This is a genomic window from Candidatus Neomarinimicrobiota bacterium (genome assembly GCA_036476315.1).
Taxonomy (GTDB): domain Bacteria; phylum Fidelibacterota; class Marinisomatia; order Marinisomatales; family S15-B10; genus JAZGBI01.
Genome location: JAZGBI010000042.1, coordinates 1 through 17,485, shown reverse-complemented (window position 1 = coordinate 17,485; position 17,485 = coordinate 1). Strand labels below are relative to the sequence as shown.

Below are 17,485 nucleotides of genomic sequence, written 5' to 3'. Positions count from 1 at the left end.
GCGTCTGTCGGGAATACCCAGCCGTGGAGGAACAGGAAAACAGTATCGGCCCGGGACAAATCGCCCAGCTCCAAAACGAGGACGTGAGATTCCATTATTCCCTGATACATGGCAGGGGCAGCACTGGAGACGTATACACCGTCCCGATGTGAAATCTCCCGAAGAACATCTTTTCCCCGGGAATCCCTCGCCGAGACCGGAAGTTGTTTACGTTTAACGGCATAGATACGAAACGGTACGAAAGGAGGAGGAATGAATTTCTCGTCTACAAAAATGTCCACACTATCCGGATGATCCACGACAAGTAATTTCACGCGGTCAACATAGGGTGTTTCCCACAGCTCGTTGGTAAACTGGAGCGAGTATCTTCCGTTCCTGGGCCGCACTCTTTCTCCAGGGATCCTCAGATATTCGTCTGTCGAGTTCGGGAAGGCGTATTTCGTTTCCCCACTCATGATACCCAGGGGCATACCTATGGCACTGGCCCACAATACATCGGTTACAAATTCGTAGTCTCCACCGTTCCAAGTGTACAGCCAGGGACAGGAACCTTTGAGGACCTGGCTTTCCAGAATCGTCTGGTTTCTTTCGGGATTGAACCGATTCTGGGGGACCCCGTTACTCCACACCACCCGCACCACATCGGCGCCGTCGTGGGCCCCGAGACCGAAGTGGGCAATAGGATCGCTCATCGTCCGCATCTGATAGAGCGTACCCGCCTTTACTTCTACTTTGGCTCCGATTCCGAAATAGTTGTTCCTGCTGCTCCCCGTGCGTAGCCCGGCCAATCGGACGACGAGATAATTGTTCACATTGCCACCGTCATTACGTAGCAGGTAGATGGTATCATGAATACCCGCCAGGAAAATATCCAGATCCCCATCATTGTCGTAATCGGCGATTTCAACCTGACTTCCGGCTTTCAGATCTTCCGGCAGCAAGGAGGATGCGTCAAGGTATTGTCCATTTCCGTCGTTATAAAACAGCCAGAGACCGTTATGCTTCCGGGTCGCACCGGGTGAGATACCCGCAACCAGAAGATCGAGGAAACCATCGTTGTCAGCGTCGAAAAAAGTGGCATCAAGGCGGGTGACTTCCTCGATACTTTCAAAAACGCTGTCTGAACGTGTATCCCTTTCGAACGTGCCGTCGCCCCGGTTTCTGAACAATGAATGCCCCTCGTCCTTCACGCCGGCCAGGAATAAGTCCAGATACCCATCGTTGTCAAAATCCCCCACGGCCACTGAACCGGATCCGCCTTCTCCCGGCAGTCCCGAATGTGCCGTAATATCCCGGAAATAACCTTGCCGCAGATTATCATAGTATTGATTATCACCCGCAGTACTTGTCACGTACAGATCCATATCCCCGTCGTCGTCAAAATCCCCCATTCCGGCATCCCGGTAATTGATCACCGGGTGGGTAACTACCTCACGACTGATACCTACCTCCTCCGTGACTTCTGTGAATGTCCCGTCAGAATTATTTCTGAACAGCCGGTTTTGAGAAGTGGTTGCGGTAAAGAGATCAAGATCACCCTCTAGATCCAGATCGGCAAACAGCGCCATCCGGTCCGGGTCATCCGGAATCGAGCGGATTCCACTTGGGGTTGACACATCCTCAAATGTTCCTTCGCCGGTATTGTGATATAGTCTATCTCCCTCTGTATTGCATACGAATAGATCGAGATAGCCGTCATTGTCATAATCGGAAAAGACTGCTGAAAGGTCCCTCCCCTTGTGGGATATTCCAGCTTCAGCGGCGATGTCAGAAAAGACGCCATTATCGTTGGTGAACAGGTACTGCCGACCGGTTTGCTTTCCGGCAAGCCACCGCGAGAGAAAAATATCTTGGTCACCGTCACCATCATAATCGCCGTGAGCCAGGATGGTCTGAGGAGAAACATCGGTCGCATCTGACACCTCACCGGTTGAACCGATTTCAAGGCCATCTGGGATAGCTGAGATTGTCACGTCCGTAAACCTCATGGCATCGGGAATGCCGGTTTGTTCCCGTGTTTTCAGCGACACAGCACGACTGAACCGGCGGATGGGGAGACCCGTAACTGCACCACCTATCCCCCTCAACTCGGTGATGGCCGCCTGGTAGAAGGGAGTGGGCTTCACCAGATTGTGGACCATCAGTGTAAGAGTCAGTGCTTCTTTCGAATTTTCGTCGCGCATATGATCCAGACTCTCCTGGACCATTTCCATCGACCCCTCCGGCAATTGGGGAAGAACTTGACGAACGGTCTCCAGGTGCTGTATCGCCTGACCGAGCTTTCCAGTCCGAAGCAATAATTCCACCAGCTGAAGGCGAGCCGCCACATTCGCGGGCAGTGCACTTACAACCTTGGATAAATAATTCTCCGACTTCTCCAGGTTGCCCGAGCCCTGGGTCCTGATATAGAATTTTGCCAGCTGGTGGAGCGTCCTTACATGGTTGGGATGTCTCTTGAGCGTATGTTCAAGGATCTTGATTGTCTTGCTTTCTCGATCGGTCAACTCATACACTTCTGCCATGAGGAGGCGAACCTCAGGATCATCCGGTGCCAGCCTCAGCGCACCCTTGAGCCATTTTTCGGCCTGTTCCAGCTCTCCCGTCATGCGCAAGTAGGTCAGACCAAGGTTTGCGTATCCAAGGGGTTCCTTGGGCGCAATGTTAACTAATGTCTGAAATTCTTCTGCCGCCTCTGAAAGTCTGTTCTCTTCAAGATAAGCCAACCCGAGGTTTCGATGGATGATCATCTGCCTTGCGATTTCGGGATCGATATCGGCTCTTTTTCCACAACCACCCACGAGCAGGACGAGAACCCATGCCAGGAAAAACAGATCTCTCGTCGTGCCCTTCAACGGCACCCTCGTATCCGGGTCTGTATCAACGACTGCCAGATTCATTGGATTATCTGGCTGCAAACTCATAAACCTGAATGGGAGCATCATTTTTTGCGAAGATAATCACCTCTCGTCTCTCTCCGTACTCGAGAGAAACAATATCACGAATCTGTCCCGATAGCGACAGTCCACTCTCGCGAACTGGCATGGAGGCGAAGCCGCCTGCCCCGTTTCCCGATAGCAAAGCGCCATAGCTTGCGTCGTACCTTCCGAGCTGTGGTTTGACACCATAGAAATTTCCAGCCATAAGCAGGTCTTTGCGTCCGTCGGCATCGAAATCACTGGTCATGATGGCATAGACGGGTGAAAACTGCACCTCAGTTGGCAGCGGCTTCCCCTGAAATCTCCCTTCCTCACTTCCGTAGAATACAGAGGTGGCGAACGTGTAGACCTTTTTTATGTCCGCACTGCCCAACTGTTCTTCGGTAAATATATCTATTACCTGCTTTTCAGCATAATCGGCATGCTTGGGAAACTTCTCCTTTAAGAATGGCAGTTGATTCACCAAATCCGGTCTCAGGAGCATGGGATAGCTTTTTCCCAGTTTGTAATAGCACAGTATCTGATCAATTATCCCATTCCTGTCAAGATCAGATACATACAGAGTCGCAGGTTCCGACTCCGTTGCCCGGATCTTGGAATTTCTCCCCAGATTGCCCGTCACAAGATCTACGTACCCATTTTCATCCAGATCATCGACTACAACACAATTCCACCATCCATTGGTTCTTTCCAGTCCTACCTGTCCGGTAAGGTCTTCCAGTCTATTCCCTGTGTTTCGGAACAAAGTAACGGGCATCCATTCCCCCACTACCACAAGGTCCTGGTCTCCATCATTATCATAGTCAATCCATTCACCATCAGTCACCATTCCAACAAGAGACAATTCAGGAGCATATTCTTCTGTTGCAACGGAAAAACGACCCTCACCGTCATTTTGCAGGAGGTAGCTGGTTGGGGTCAGCCCGTATCTCCAGGGGATACTCCGGCTGCCCACGAACAAATCGGAATCCCCGTCTCCGTCGAAATCCCCGGGTTCCACACATGATCCGCTGGAGTAAAACCTGGGGATTGCATCGATGGACCTGGTGAAATTTCCTCTGCCGTCGTTGATATACAGTCGATCAAGGAGAGCGGGCGCTCGGGTGCTGTACTCGTTTCCTCCACTGACGACATAAAGATCTAAATCACCGTCACCATCCGCATCGAAGAATGCCGCGTCAACATCTTCAGAGATCTTGCTCTCCTGAAATACCCGTTCACTGGTACTTCTGAACTTTCCGGATCCGGTCTGGATCACTAATCTCCCTGGGGATCCCTTGGCTCCCCCCAGATATAAGTCTTCCAGTCCATCCCCGTTTACATCCCCTTTCGCTATTCCAGGTCCCTCGGTGGACAATTTATGTGGAATGAGCGGTTCTCTGTGAAAGTCGACGAACTCATTCTCGACATGCCGGAATTTGAGAGGAAACTCCTGGGTGATATCCCGGAAGACCGGTTCCCCGTCGGAGTGTGGGTCTGGTGTAGAGGACCTGGCATCTCTCTGGTACAGGGTAACCAACTGATCCGTGGCCACATCTGTGACGGTTTTCTGAGTCCCGTCGGGCCAATCAACAATGAGCGTGTCCACCCGGTCATTTACTCCCAAACCGAAGGTGAGGCCGTAGTCAAACGAGGACTGAAAGCCCTTCATGGGCATTTGTTCCAGGACAAAGATCTGGTCGTTGGCACATTTGAGCGTAACCTTCGCTCCAACAGAAAACCTGTTCATTCCCTCCCCTACCAGTTCCACTCTCAAATAATGGTTGTCGGTCAGGGAATCGGCTTCATTTCGAAATACAAAGGCCGGTTGGTTAACATTGTTGATGACAAGATCATTATCACCGTCTCCGTCAAGATCTCCGTAAGCAGTACCATTCGAGAAGCTTGGAATATCCAATCCCCATTCCGCCGCGTGGTTAGAGAACGTGAGATCTCCGTTATTGTCGAAAGCATAATTGGCGAGTCTGTTGGAGGGCGTTTTTCGTATGAGCTCGGGAAAGTCTATACGGTCGCCGCGCAAGATTGAGCGAATGTTTTCTGACTCCATCAAATAGGCGATGTAGTCCTGATCCGTAACATCCCGAAATATTCCATTTGACACGAAGATATCTTTTAACCCGTCATTGTTCAGATCCACAATGATCGATCCCCAGCTCCAGTCAGTCTTCGCCACCCCGGCAAGTAGTCCAATTTCACTGAACGATATATGACCTTCCGAGTGAAACCCGTTGCTCAGCTGGAGTACATTCCTTGACAACTGATGGTAGTAACCCCATTCGATCTTCTTGTCATAAAAGTCAGAAGATTCGAAAACAAACGTGGTTTTCAATCGGTAATCATCTTCGGGAAGCATGTCGGTAGCATAAATATCCATGAAGCCGTCATTATTGAGATCGGCAATATCTCCGCCCATGGAAGAAAGACTGATGTGCCGGATCATCTCCTCAAGTCTTTCAGTGAAGGTGCCATCATGATTATTGATATAGAGATAATCGCGCTCGAAAAAATCGTTGGCCACATAAATATCCAACCAGCGGTCATTGTTGATATCGGCAACTGACACTCCCAGACCAAATCCAATAACGCTTCCGTAGATACCTGCCTCATCGCTAACATCCACGAATCCCGAAGCTTCGCGATCGTTTCGATACAATCGGTCTCCCCCATGGGGATCCCGTTCGTGACGCAAATTGTCTGATAGATTAAAGGAGCTCATGGCCCGGAAGGCGTTATTGAGTACGTACAGATCTAAATCGCCATCTCTGTCATAATCGAAAAAGGCAGCATGAGTGGAAAAGCCCCTATTGTCGATTCCGTATTCACCAGCCGCTTCCACGAAGGTGGGGACACCGTTCTCTCCATTACCCTGATTAAGAAAGAGTTCATTTGCCCGGTTATCACCTTTGATATTTCCCGAGTTACAGACGTAAATATCCAGCTTCCTGTCGCCGTTGATATCCACCATGCACACACCGGTAGACCAGTTATGGGTTCCAGACACCCCTGACCGTTTCGTCACATCACGGAAACGGAGATCACCGTCATTAAGGAACAATTTGTTTGACCCCTGATTGGCCACCAGGTAAACGTCAGGCAGGCCATCGTTATTCACATCCCCTATAGCCACACCCCCTCCGTTATAATAATTGCGGTATTTAAAGACATTGAAATCTGTCTCATCCGTCAGTCTGTTTTCGAATTTGAGACCCGTATAGTCCTCTGGAAGCAACGTAAACAGGGTGTCAATTTGAATCGTTGGCCGTTCTTCACCGCATGAATAGAGCAGAAGGAGACAGATTCCGAGAGGATTTGGGATGACTTTCACGGCCGTGATGGAAGGTAATTTATAGAAAAAAAGGCGTTGGAGCAGGAAGTATTAGCCGTATAAAACAAGTGAGCGGTCCCGACTGATCGGGACCGCTCACACATAAGGTGTCAGCGATTTATCAATCGACTATCAATACCCGTCATTCTGGTTCAGGTTGGGATTTGCATCCCGCTGAATCTGCGGGATGGGGAAGAGTAGTCTATGCGATCCATCATCGGCATCTTTCAAGGTCCAGGCATCAAGAAACTTGTCTGCTCTGATGAGATCCTGACGACGGAATCCCTCCCACACGAACTCATAGCCACGCTCCGCCAGAATAGCGTCTGAATCGATACTCGAGAGCGCATCAAGACCGGCACGTTCCCGCACCTGGTTAACCAGATCTATACCTCCTCCGTTCAAATTGAATTGGGCTTCCGCTTTTGCCAGCAGAATATGCGAGTACCGGAAAACGGCGTAATCGTTACCGCCATCCGCTCCGCTCATATCTGGATCGATGGGCCATTTGAGCATGCGAACACCATGATGTTCGGTGGCATCAATCAAGGGCGCATCCACAGTGAAGACCAGTGGCTCACCTACACGATCGAATGCCGAATCGCCTGCGCTCGGTCCACCCAACACAAACTGTTGTCCTACCAGCAGCTGGTCGCGTCGGGTATCGTCGGCGTCGAATGCATTATAGAAGTCGGCCAGGACGGAAAATCCATTCCACGGACTTGCAGGAATCTGGTTGTAATGCAGGGTTGCCATGTGGCGGATAAATGAAACTCCGGCCTCTGGCCGTGTAGCATAGACAAGGATATTCTCCGTGTTAGCGATTCCCTCATTTTCCAGCGCGAAGACGTCATCAAAAGTAGACATCAGTTCATACAGACCGGATTCAATTATTTCGTCAGAGGCATCTATCGTTTCTTGCCACATCTCCGATCCCGTGTATACCTCGGCATTCAGGTATACCGTGGCCAGAAGTGCATTGGCAGCCCCTGTCGTTACCCGGCCGTAACCCCCTGCCCCGAAGGAATCTTCGAGATCAGGCAGCGCATCTTTAACTTCGGACACGATGAAATCGAACACCACTTTTCGACTACTTTGTGACGGCGGATTGTCTGGATCTGTGGCGGCGTCGGTGACCAGCGGCACATCACCATACAGATCGATGAGCCACCAGTAATAAAGCGCCCTGAGAACTCGCACTTCCGCAATGAAGGTTTTAACGAGTTCCGTTTCACTCTGAGGTGAATTTCTCATGGCATCCAGTGTGGAGTTGGCCCTCGCCACACCCCCATAGGCACCATTCCATGCTCCGTTGAGGAACCCGAGGGTGGGCGTCCAGGTATGTAACTGAAGCTCCCGCCAGATTCCTCCATCGTCCCAGTCTCCGCCTCGGGTCGGCACGAATATAGCATCCGAGGAGACGGCCTGCACATGTGCATAGTCACCCCACGAAGCCGCTCCGAGACTATTAAAGACAGGGATCACCGCAGCGATTAATTCACCCTCCGTTTGATAGAAATTGCCCGGAGTTACCACGCCAAACGGTTCTTCCTCCAGATCCGTGCAGCTCCAGGACGCCAATAAAATGACGAGGAACGGCACCAGAAAGCGAAATCTATGGTCTTTCATTGTTATTGCTCCTTAATTAATTATGTGTGACTTGAAATCTCCCTTTCGTATCAGAATCCAACATTAAGACCGAGAGTAAAGGTACGGGCTTTCGGATAGTTGGTGTAGTCAACACCCAGGGCCAACCCGGTATAGGTGTTGACTTCCGGATCAAAACCCTCGTAGTCGGTCAGGATGAACAGATTGTCCGCACTCAGGTAGAGTCGCAACTTTCTGAAACTCTCCGTGCTTAAGGTGTATCCAATGGTGACATTCTGCAGCCGGATGAACGATCCGTCTTCAATGAATCGATCCGAGTAGGCCACCGCCGCTTGATAGTCCAGTCCGGCTTCCACGTCATCCACGGACCCTGCAAAGAGATTGATGTTATTATCGACATTAGAGGGCCGCTGGTATTCCAGGCGTGTATTGTTGAGAATCTCAATTCCCTGAACACCCTGTATAAAGACACCGAGGTCTATGTTTTTGTAAGTTATCATATTCGAGATACCGAAGGTAAAATCCGGCTGAGCGTAGCCCAGAATGAACCTTCCATCATCTAGGGGTCCACCATCCGATGACAGTACTTCTTCTCCGTCTTCATATCCAAGGAATTTAAAACCAAAGAATGCTCCTAACGGTTCACCGACTTTGATGATCTGTGCCTGTACGCCACTCAGCCCAGCACCACCGACGTCACCGGTGACGATAAACTTATCCGGGTCAGGACCCATGCTGACGACTTCGTTTTTGTTACTCGCAAAATTGAAGTTCGTCCGCCAGAACAGATCCTCGGTGGAGATATTCACCGTATTCAAGGCGATCTCGATCCCCTTGTTTTCCACCTTTCCCACATTATCCAGCCTGGTGGTAACCACTGCCGGCTGGGGAACATCAAACTCCAGCAATAAATCTTCGGTTGTTTTCGTATAAATGTCGATAGAACCGGAAACTCTGTCCCGATACAGACCGAAGTCTATTCCCAGATTAATCTGGCTCGTCTGTTCCCATTTCAGATCGGGATTGGCTAACTGGGTTGCGGAAACACCCGTCACTGTCTGATCCCCGATAACAGCGTTGGATCCCGGGCCAAGTAGAACCAAGGAGCGATTATTCCCAATATCCTGGTTTCCGGTGATGCCATAACTCACCCTCACTTTCAAGTCACTCAGAACATCAATACCATCCAGGAACGGTTCTTGTGACAGTCTCCAGCCAAAGGATCCAGAAGGAAAAACACCCCATTTGTTCCCTTCGCCAAATCGGGAAGACCCTTCCCGTCTGAGGGCGGCACTGACGAGATACTTGCCGGCAACACTAAGATTTACCCGTCCCAGGAATGAAATCAAGCGGTTCACGTCTCTAAAAGAGAACGGCCTTTCATTAAAATCGGCTCCCCCTCCCAGGTTATTGGTTAACCAGGCATCCGTGACAAAATCACGGGCAGTGACTCCAAACCCCCCATTCTCGAACTCCTGAAACGTGTAGCCTGCCCAAGCCTCCATGTTCGAAGTGCCCATATCCGTTCGATAATTTAGAGTCGACTCAAACAGCACCGATTGCCTGTCGTTGTTTCTGATATCGGCTCTGGCGCCGAAAGCTGCCGCATAGGGTAACGACCTCGGTTGATAAAGGGACCGGGTAGTGGATGACCGATCCAGTCCCAGGTTTACCTTACCGCTTAATCCTGGGACGAACTCGTATTCTGCTGTTGTACTCAAAAAGATCCGCATATCCTCGGAAACATCTTCGATTTCGTTGACCAGTGCAACCGGATTCCGGATAGTCGTGGTTGGATATTCAAAATAGGTTCCATCTGAATTTCGTACCGGGTACGTGGGATTCATCTTGAGGACATTTGTGAAAACTCCACCGAAAAAGCCCGCCCTTTGGGCATACGGAGTATTATGACGCTCTACGAAGGTAGGATTAATCCCTATTGTCAAACGCAGTTTTTCATTGAGCATTCTATGGTTGACATTCAAGCGAGCTGAATATCGTTGCCGCTCGGAATTCAACAAAACGCCCTCCTGATCCAAATAGTTCAAGGAAACTCGGTACTGAGACAGTGGAGTGCCTCCACTGAAAGAAAGACTATGATTTTTTGTAACGGCCGTTCTGAAAATCTCATCCTGCCAGTCAGTGTCGGCGCCTCCGTCTTCAGGGGTTGCGCCAACGTCCCCTGCGTAATCCAGGTAATCCTTGGCAGTCAAAAGATCGAGTTTCTCGGAAACGGTGGAAGAACTCGTATAGCCATTGTAAGTCAGGCTAAGGCCGCCGGGTTTTCCTTGCTTGGTGGTGATCAGAATCACACCATTCCCACCCCGGGCGCCGTAAATGGCGGCAGCCGAAGCGTCTTTTAAGATATCCAGGGAAGCAATATCGTCGGGATTAAGCATACCCAGAGGATTATCCCGGGTACCATCATTGATATCCTCCCCGGTCCCGCCAGGAATTGCTGAACTGTTGTCAATGGGGACTCCATCTATGACAATCATGGGACTGTTGCCTGCCGTGATAGATGTGCCCCCCCGGATACGGATCAGCGGTTCGCCTCCAATGTCACCATTGTTTGAAGTGATAACCACGCCTGGCACACGGGCCTGAAGCAGTGACTGAAGATCGGTGCCTGCACCCTGGGTGAAACTCCCCTCTTTCAATGAGGAAATGGAACTGGTCACATCTCTCCTCTGCTGTGTGCCGTACCCAATGACCACGAGTTCCTCTCCAGAAAGGGCCTGGGGCGTCATAATCAGATCAACGACTTCCCGGCCACCCACGGGGACCTCCTCAGTCCCAAATCCTATGTAGGAGAATACGAGGATGGCATCGGAAGGAACATCTTCCAGCACGTATAGACCCTCGATGTCCGTGGTGGCACCCATAGTCGTGCCCTGTATGACAATATTCACACCGATCAACGGAGCCCTGTTCTCCCCGGAAATGACCCGACCGGAAACCTCGCCGTTCTGGGCCGATACTTGTCCAACAACAAATAGACTTACAACGATACTGAATAAGAAAGTCTTGATTTTCACTGTGTACCTCCTTTTGGTAACAGATACCTGTCCGAAATGAGTTTTTCCCTCGCCCGTTTCAACATCATCGCTCGTTCAAAAGGCCAAACAAGGGGTCAGAAAGTGAGTGGCAGGTATTTCCCGCCGCCACACAAGGGAAGAAGAAGAATAGTTTTCGATTATGCAAGAGATCTTGATTCCTATGGACGATTCAAACGCACGCCCATCAGGGCGGTCGAACCATAGTCTGCGCAATTTTAACCTATTTGATAATGAAATGTCAAGATAAATCTTCCCACGGTTCTTCCCATCGACAAACGATTGATTTTTAAGGGGATATTAAAAAATCTACATTCTTGCCCTGTATCGGAATTCGAGCATAAGATAAGACTTGATCTCTGAGAACCATAAGACTTACTTTATTTGGTCAAAGTCAAGGACCCCGTAGACTGACTGACCTTAGGTCAAAATCGGAAAAACACTCTAGTGATTTCAGCCTCAGTGTTCATGTATTCAGGTGTTCGTGTCTTCATGTGTTTCAGAAACAAGAAAAAGGGAAAGTCCAAAGGACCCAAAAACTTTAACACTTTAACACTTGAACACCTTAGCACCTGAACACTTAAACACCTGATCCTTCGTGTTCTCGTGGCGAATCTGAAGATCCTGTGGATAATCCAGGTTAGATCTGTTCCGGGGTCGATTCCGGCGGAAAGGAAGTTGTAATGGAGAAGTCACATAACCTTACGATGCTGGGTACCGGGTTGATCGGCATGTTCTACACGATGACACTTCACGGTCAGAGGCGTAGGGATAAGGTGCAGGTTGTCTACTCCCGTACCGAACATCGGGCGAAGAAGTTTGCAGAGGAGTGGAACATTCAAAGGTGGACGACCGATCTCGCCGAAGCCATCAACGATGCGGAGACGGACACAGTTGTCATCGGTCTGCCGAACCACCTGCATGAGGAGGCGGTAAGGTTAGCTGCCAAGGCAAGAAAGACAGTTCTATGCACCAAACCTTTGGGCCGCAATGCCGCCGAGGCCAAGCGAATGCTCGATTACGTCGAAAAAACTGGAGTATTCCATGGCTATCTGGAAGATCTTGTTTACACGCCCAAAACGCTAAAGTCGTACGATTCCGTCAAGAACGGAGCACTCGGTGATGTCTTGTGGGTGCGTTCCCGCGAGACCCATCCTGGTCCACACAGTGCTTGGTTCTGGGACATGGAGAAAGCAGGGGGCGGGGCCATTGTGGACATGGGTTGTCACTGCATTGAGATCATACGAAAATTCATAGGCAAGGAGATCAGACCCATAGAGGTCATGTGCTGGGCAGATACCCTGGTTCATCCGGTCGAGGCCGAGGACCATGGGATTGGTCTAATCAGGTTTGCAAACAGCGCTATCGGTCAGTTCGAGGTGAGTTGGGGTTTCCGCGGTGGCATGGATCTGCGAGATGAGATAGCCGGTACTGAGGGGACCATCTGGCTCAACCACTTCCTGAGAACTGGATTCGATATGTTCACCACGGCTGGAAGCAAAGGTTATGTTGCCGAGAAGGCCGAGGGGGAAACCGGCTGGCTCTTTCCAGTGGGTGATGAAGTTAACGAGTTGGGATACGCACATATGTTTGCCGATATGTTTGATGCCTTGGACAACGGCGGGAAACCGATGGAGTCTTTCTACGACGGATACGTTGTCAACGCCATCATCGACGCTTGCTACCAGTCCGCCAAGTCCAAGAAATGGGAATCAGTGGACTTGGATATGTGGCGTGGCTCAGATCAGATCCAGCAGATCCGTGTCCCTCCTACCGAGTACGAAGGGTCGGTGCTGATCAAACGAGAACAGATGCCGAGCGGTATCACGAAGCTCATTCTCAAAGATAAGGATACGGGCGAGATCACTCAGAAATTCGTCAAGGAGTAAAACAAGTGCAGACAAAACTACCAGAATGGGCTCAAAAACTATTGGACCGACATCCGAATGTAGACCGACCTTCGGCTGAGGACCCGATGCCAGCATGGCTTCGGGAGGAACTAGAGCGACTGCCGTTATGGGCTTTTATTCGTGGCACAAATGATGTTCGTCGCGGTCATCCATACTTCCTCATCGAAGACGTGCGAAAACAACCAGAATTGATGAAGCGCGTCTTAGAGCTGCAACCAGAATTTGGCGACCTGGCTCAGCGAATGATTGATAAGGGGATTGAGCACCTGATTTTCACAGGATGTGGCTCGGCATATTTTAACTCAATACTGGGGGCATTTGTTTTCCAACGTTGGACAGGCCTGACCACCGAGAGCTTAGAATCACTGGAATTTGCGAACTACTGGGAGAAGGTACCGCGAAAGACAGCCTTGATCGCCCAATCCGCTACTGGTGGGAGTATTGAAACCCTCGATGCCGTGCGCCGCGCGAATGATGAGGACTTGTTCACTGTGGGTCTCACGAACACGCCGGGAAGCGCCTTGGAGGACCTTTGCCATGAAAGTGTCAGTTTCCTCACAGGCCAGAAATGTGGACCCGATGTTTCGGTGATCACGACAAGAATGATGATGATGTACCAACTCGCCCTGGAGCTGGGACGGCGTGATGGTACATTGGCTGACAACCAAGCTGAAGAGCTGGAGGAAGCCATACGAGCGTTGCCCGAAGTCGCTGGTAAACTCCTGGAAAAGCAGGATCCAAACATAGCTCGGATTGCACACCTTTTGAAAGACCAAAGTGCTTTGCTTCTCGTCGGTGGCGGACCGAACTGGTTCTCAGCTCGGGAGGGTGCGCTGAAGGTGGAGGAGGAGTCCAGTATGGTGTGCAAGGCCTATCGGCCAGCAGAGTATCCGCACGATGCCATTGCATTGTTGTCAGCAGAGGTAACCACGGTGGTTATCGCCCCACGTGGGAAGAGTTATCGGAGATTACACGATTCGCTGCGAACGGGGCGGGCAGCAGGGTCACGGGGCTTAGCTGTTGTGGCGGAGGGCGACGAGACCATCACCCAGGATGCGGACTTTCTTATTTCAGTGCCAGGCGAATCAAATGAAATGCTCTTCCCGCCCCTCGCGACCATTGTTTTCCAGTTGCTGGGGTACTACCTAGGTGTGGAGCGGGGCTACAACCCCGATACTCTTCGTACCGACAACCTCGATAACGCCCGGGCATGGCTTACAGCCTTTCCCCTCGGAACCCATTGAGACGATTTATCAGCCTGTACTGTCGGTTTAGTGGAATACTAACCGGAATTGTTCTCCCGAGGGTCAAGAATATGAGAGTCTCGAGGAGTGTGTATCATTTGCCATAATCATGAATAGTGTTCATTTCTGATTTTCTGAATGCTGCGATGGGAGAAGTCGTGAGTTTAGCTTGACCTATTCGTCAGCCGTAAAGTTCGCGAAGACACTCTAATGATTTCAGCCTGAGTGTTCATGTGTTCGTGTGTTCAGGTGTTTAAGAAAAAAGAAATACCCACAGGACCCACAAATCCAAACACTCCAACACCCTGGAACTTGAACACTTGAATACTTTAACACCAAAACACCTCTTTCTTGGTGTTCTTCATGGCGAACAATTCATTTGGTAGTTTCAACCTGAATCAGTCCCCGATTAATAGCTTCTTGTCTGACAGGACCCCAGAATCCAATTGGGCGCGACATAACGTAATAGGAAACAAGGTGATCCATATCTTCCTTTCTGGTCAAAAAGGTCACGGGCAGATATATCATGGCATTAAGAACAATCAATATCCAAAACTGCACATAGTCTGGCAATTCTGGTATTATCCCGAACCGGGGAAGTATCCACACGACCAGCCAGCTGAGCCCAAGGTTAGCGATCCAGGCACTTAAGAAACCCCATGAATTGAATCGCCACCAGATTACCTGCAGAATATTGGGCAACCAGACTCCTGCGGCCATGATCCAGATGGCAAATATTAGCCATTGAGTAATTTCCTCTCCGATAATTACGCCAAATGCAAATGATCCAATCAGGATGACGAAGGTGGAGACCCGTCCCACCAGAACCAGTTTTTGATCACTGGCGGTGGGATTGACATAGTGGTGGTAAAAATCTCGCGTCGCATACATTGCGCCGAGATTTAAGTGTGTGGAGACCGTGGACAGATGGATTGCGAGAATACCCGCAAAGAGAAACCCAACCATGCCTATGGGGAGAAATTTGAAACCTACCCTGTACCAAGCCATTTCATATTCGCTGCTCTGGCCAATGTGTGGATGAAGAACAAAAAAGCCTATTATGGCAGCAGCCCAGATCGAATTACGAACAAGGACCAAGGCCGATCCTGCCCAGATACTGTAAGATGCGTCACGAACGGTTTTTGCCGATTGGATTCGTTGCGCTTCCGGATACCAATCGATGCTCGTTCCCATCCCAAATCCGCCTATTACCGCAATAATCATCATTGTCACGAACCATGCCACCGGAAATTGACCTTTAAACCTGCCGGTGAAGCTGAAAGGATTGATGCGCCAGCTCTGTCCATCAAAATGATTTTCGTCAATTCGGCTCCACGATTGACCCCTATCCGTGGAATAATCCACATTCACCAGTTTGCCCGTTTTCCCTGCTGTCCAAACAACGGTGTACCCATACCCAGACAATACGACATCTTCTGTCGTGGGGAATAGGATCTTGACATCGTTCAATCCTTTGGGAACCTCCGTTGTGACAAGAGTGCGTACCCGCTGCTGTGTTGCCGCAAAGAGTTCATCGTCTTTGGCAGTGGAAATGCGGAAGGGGTCAGTACTTCTTGCGTAGACCTTGCCACTCTCAGGATCAGTGATTCTCACCAGAGCTTCTGTACCAGGACCAAGGTTTTCGGGCACTTTCCATTCACAGGTGCTGTTATACGTCTTAAGCTTGGAAATAATTTCCTCCGGTCCACCTGCGCCAATCACACCCCAAATGGAGACAATAACAATGATCAGCAGAGCGAGGATCCCCTGTTGGAAATCGGCCATGACCACACCCCAATAGCCGGCCATGAGGACATAGATGGCACCAATGCTGGTGAAGAACACAAGTCCCACCCATAAATCCCACCCAAAAATCATGGCACAGAGTTTACCCATGGCAATACCTACCCAGCCAAGAACGAACATATTCATGAACACCTGCCAGCCTGCGAACCAGCCACGCAGCATTTCGGATCCCAGCCCACCAAAACGGAGGCTTTGCCATTCGGCCTGATCGTAAGCAAGGGAGCGTCGGAATATGCGAGTAGAGACAAACGCACTAATGGCACACCAGGCCGAGAAGAAAGCATACCAGAGCCCGGCAAGACCATATTTGTAAACAATCCCCGCTATCCAGATGGGCGTATCCGTCGCCGTGTGAGTTGCGTATACAGACGATGCAGGCAACCACCAGGGCAGGCCTCTGCCAGCGAGAAAAAAGTCCGATTCTGAACGCTTGCCGAGCTTATAGAAATAGGCCCCAAAAGATACCATGAGTATTACAAATAGTACCAACCAGAGCCAATCCAGAAATTCAAATGAAATCACGCGCTCACCTTATGCAAGTTGTCTGCTCAGTGCTTGCTGAAATGCTTAACCAGCAGGTACGTCAAGAAAAAGGACAGGCCAAGAATGACTGCCGGGACAATCACGCCCAGGATGGGCGGCCCGATACGCCCCTCAGATAACACAACCCACATTATCCCACTACCCTTCATCGGATCTGGATCTCCTCTCGTGTTTCTTGTAGAAGAAATAGGCAAATATCATTCCGATGAAGGAAGCTACATAAGCTATGGACATTCCGATTACTACCGCAAAACCCTGCCTCATTGATCAGACCTCCATTCTTGAATCTCCTCGAGCTTTCGCAAATAATCCTTCTGCTTTTTTTCATATTCAGAAGAAATGGTCCTGAGTTTGGGATCTATTACCCAGTACATAAGTATTGCAGCACCTATCCCGAAAGCCAGAATAACAAAACCGCTTGGGATGAGTAGAAAAGAGAGAGCTGTGCCAACTGTCAAAGTGAAATAGGAAAGAACCGATAGTCCGATGGCAATCCAGTCCTCCTTTCCCCATTCATCTGCAGCCTGCGCCGTCCATTGTCTTCGGATAAGACTCATGAGTATCTCCCCTCGTGTCTACTAATTTGAATTATTCGCTACAAAGAACACCGAGGATCAGGTGTTTAAGTGTTTAGGTGTTAAGGTGTTCAAGTCTTTGACTTTTCAAAGGTTAAGGTACCAAACTGCTAGAGTTTTTGGGTCCTGTAAACTCTTCCTTTTTCCTATTTCCTAAACACATGAACACTCGAACACTCAGGCTGAAATCATTAGAGTGTCTTCCCGAACTCAGCGGCTGATGAATAGGTCAAGCTAATAGTCTATCTCTTCCTTTCCAACCATTTCTCACTCTCCGGCGATTCTTAAAGAACATGAAGTACTATATATTAGAATGATAGGCTTCTCAATGCAAGAGGAAGCATGTAAAACCTTGTGGCGATTGTCCAATCTGGATGCTACCCCTGGAACTTGTGGCAGTTGCACTCTCCTACCCTCAGATTCTTCTCGTATGGCAATCTCGAGCTTGTTTCTTTCCGTACTTTTCGCAGGCAGAAAAGTAC

Annotated in this window: 10 protein-coding genes; 2 read left to right on the top strand and 8 right to left on the bottom strand. The window is 49.9% G+C overall.

Annotated elements, in window-relative coordinates:
- From V3U24_04360 to V3U24_04345, 4 genes are all read right to left on the bottom strand, one after another.
- On the bottom strand, window positions 1–2,897 hold a 2,897-nt coding region (locus V3U24_04360), incomplete at its 3' end, for an FG-GAP-like repeat-containing protein (protein MEE9166682.1).
- Between the two features lie 4 nt (window positions 2,898–2,901).
- Window positions 2,902–6,261 (bottom strand): VCBS repeat-containing protein, encoded by a 3,360-nt coding sequence (locus V3U24_04355; GenBank protein ID MEE9166681.1) that lies wholly within the window; start codon window positions 6,259–6,261, stop codon window positions 2,902–2,904.
- Between the two features lie 132 nt (window positions 6,262–6,393).
- Window positions 6,394–7,890: a RagB/SusD family nutrient uptake outer membrane protein gene (locus tag V3U24_04350; GenBank protein ID MEE9166680.1), complete on the bottom strand. Its 1,497-nt coding sequence runs from the start codon at window positions 7,888–7,890 to the stop codon at window positions 6,394–6,396.
- A 50-nt stretch (window positions 7,891–7,940) separates the two neighbouring features.
- Complete coding sequence (locus V3U24_04345) at window positions 7,941–10,907, bottom strand: TonB-dependent receptor (GenBank protein MEE9166679.1); 2,967 nt, start codon at window positions 10,905–10,907, stop codon at window positions 7,941–7,943.
- 701 nt (window positions 10,908–11,608) lie between these two features.
- Here V3U24_04345 and V3U24_04340 point away from each other — a divergent pair.
- Both V3U24_04340 and V3U24_04335 read left to right on the top strand, forming a co-directional pair.
- Window positions 11,609–12,814 (top strand): Gfo/Idh/MocA family oxidoreductase, encoded by a 1,206-nt coding sequence (locus V3U24_04340; protein ID MEE9166678.1) that lies wholly within the window; start codon window positions 11,609–11,611, stop codon window positions 12,812–12,814.
- Window positions 12,815–12,900: 86 nt separating this feature from the next.
- The gene (locus tag V3U24_04335; protein MEE9166677.1) at window positions 12,901–14,079 is read left to right on the top strand and encodes an SIS domain-containing protein; all 1,179 of its coding nucleotides are present in this window, start codon (window positions 12,901–12,903) and stop codon (window positions 14,077–14,079) included.
- Between the two features lie 375 nt (window positions 14,080–14,454).
- On the opposite strand, the gene V3U24_04330 is transcribed toward V3U24_04335, so the two are convergent.
- The 4 genes from V3U24_04330 to V3U24_04315 are packed head-to-tail and all read right to left on the bottom strand — an operon-like array spanning window position 14,455 to window position 16,985.
- Window positions 14,455–16,407: a sodium:solute symporter gene (locus V3U24_04330; protein MEE9166676.1), complete on the bottom strand. Its 1,953-nt coding sequence runs from the start codon at window positions 16,405–16,407 to the stop codon at window positions 14,455–14,457.
- Window positions 16,408–16,433: 26 nt separating this feature from the next.
- Entirely contained in the window at window positions 16,434–16,577 is a 144-nt protein-coding gene (locus V3U24_04325; protein MEE9166675.1) for a hypothetical protein, read from the bottom strand.
- Window positions 16,567–16,692, bottom strand: a complete 126-nt coding sequence (locus V3U24_04320) for a hypothetical protein (protein MEE9166674.1) — start codon at window positions 16,690–16,692, stop codon at window positions 16,567–16,569. Before V3U24_04320 ends, V3U24_04325 begins: the two co-directional genes overlap by 11 nt.
- Window positions 16,689–16,985 (bottom strand): hypothetical protein, encoded by a 297-nt coding sequence (locus tag V3U24_04315; protein ID MEE9166673.1) that lies wholly within the window; start codon window positions 16,983–16,985, stop codon window positions 16,689–16,691. Before V3U24_04315 ends, V3U24_04320 begins: the two co-directional genes overlap by 4 nt.
- Between the last annotated feature and the right edge of the window lie 500 nt (window positions 16,986–17,485).